The organism is Variovorax sp. P4_D9 (genome assembly GCF_056401695.1).
In genome coordinates, this window is record NZ_JBFUIU010001261.1 from 1 (window position 1) to 1,886 (window position 1,886).

2 protein-coding genes are annotated in these 1,886 nt (G+C 63.4%); one reads left to right on the plus strand and one right to left on the minus strand.

Annotated features, from left to right (window positions below; all coding sequences use genetic code 11):
* Positions 1 to 52: 52 nt before the first annotated feature.
* Complete coding sequence (locus tag AC1DY5_RS53720; RefSeq protein ID WP_478122370.1) at positions 53 to 871, minus strand: IclR family transcriptional regulator; 819 nt, start codon at positions 869 to 871, stop codon at positions 53 to 55.
* Between the two features lie 147 nt (positions 872 to 1,018).
* Between AC1DY5_RS53720 and AC1DY5_RS53725 the strand changes: the two genes are divergently transcribed.
* On the plus strand, positions 1,019 to 1,886 hold an 868-nt coding region (locus tag AC1DY5_RS53725), incomplete at its 3' end, for a family 10 glycosylhydrolase (protein WP_478122371.1).

The following is a 1,886-nucleotide window of genomic DNA, read 5'->3' on the forward strand; positions in this document are numbered from 1 at the left end:
CATCAGGGTCACACTTMGCTGCCGTCCTCTCCTGTGTCGGATTCTCAATCCGTTAGAAGTGCGCCTCGGAAACTGAGGAAATCCAGGCAGGAGCATGCAGCGCCGCGGCAATGACAGCAGCTTCGCTACGCAGCAGGCCGGCGATGCGAACAAAACGTTCACCCTCGATTATCCGATTTGACAGCGCCGATACGCTGAGCGCCGCAAGAGGTGTGCCGGTGCGGCTAGGAATCGGGACTGCCACTGCGCTCACGTACGGGACCACGTTGATGGGCATGAGTGCGAAGCCGCGACGAACGGTGTCTTCCACGGCAGCCTCMAGCGATCTGCCGTAGAGCTTTTCGTAGGACTCCATCTGGCTGCGGTTAGCCGCGAGGGCGAATTGCTGTTCCTCAAGTGGAAGGCCCGCCAGGATGGCGAGGCCGCCCGCAGCAGCGCCGAGCGGGCGGCGCGCACCAATATCTATGGTGAGCACCTTAACCGGAAAGCTACCTTCACGCCGATCGATGCACACCGCGTCGAGACCGCTGCGCTGTACCAGGTAGACGGTGTCCTCGGTCTCTCGAGCTATGCGATCTAGCGAGGGCGCGGCGATGGCCGGCATGTCGATGCCGCGGGCCGCGGCAAGTCCGAGCTCGAACATGAGCACGCCCAGGTAATAGCGTCTGTCGCCATCGTGCTGACGGACCAGGCCTTCTTCGATCAAACCTTGCAGGATGCGCCTTACTGTCGGCCGCTCCAGCCCGGAATGACGGGTGAGGTCGACCAGCCGCGCACCTTGGTGGTTGGCATTCGCGATCAGCCGGAGCAACGCTGCGCTGCGCGAGATGAGTTGGGTGCCGCGGCTGGCAGGAACTTCGGCCATCGTCATTTCTTGGTGCCTCAATGCGGCCACTATGTGGACCATTCCGCCACCAGGGGAACCTCATTGCTTGTCGTTGTCGCTAATCTCCCTGAGGCTGCCGTTTTTGGCAACCAGTGAATCATAGTCCACATCGCGGACGCGGAGACAAGATACATGACAATAGACACAACCCAGGCCGACACAGGCGCGCCGTGGTGGAAGGGCTCCAACCGGGTGCTGCTGCTGAACCTGCGCGAGGGTGACGAGCCACTGGTGGACGCACGCGCGCTGGTCGATGACGTAAAACGCTACAGCGCGACTGCCTTCTGCATCAACGGTGGCGGTATCGTGGCCTTCTACCAGACCCGTGTCGACGGCCACCGCCGCAGCGAGGCGCTGGGCCAGCGCGACCTGCTGGCCGAGATCATCCCCGAGGCACATCGACAGGGCCTGCGGGTGCTGGCCCGCGTCGACCCGAGTTGCGCGCCGCGCGAGCTCGCAGAGGAGCACCCGGACTGGTTTGCCCGCGACCGGGAGGGCAACTTCTTCGACGTCAGCGGCAACTACGTCACCTGCCCCAACGCCGGCTACTACCACGACCGCATGGTGGCAATCGTGCAGGAGATCGTGCTGACCTACGACGCGGACGGCATCTGGAACAACCAGGGCAAGTTCGCCGCCTGGGACACCGATGCCTGCTACTGCGCGACGTGCCAGGGCATGTTCACGAAGGAATCGGGACACGCCATCCCCGAAGAGGAGGACTGGGAGAGCCCCGTGTGGCGCCAGTTCAACGAATGGCGCTACCGGTGTATCGCGGCGTGGGTGCAGCGCATGCACACCGCCGTTCACGAAGCCAAGTCAGAGGCGATTTTCATCTCGGCCATTCAACTGGCCGAGTCTCTGGAAACCATACGCCCCGGCGGCTGGGACGTGGACTACTGGATCGACCACCAGGACGTGATTGCCTTCGAGTGCCAGCGCCGCAACACTGCGCCCTGGTGGCCGGGCATTCAGGCCAAGGACCTGGCTGGCATTGCGC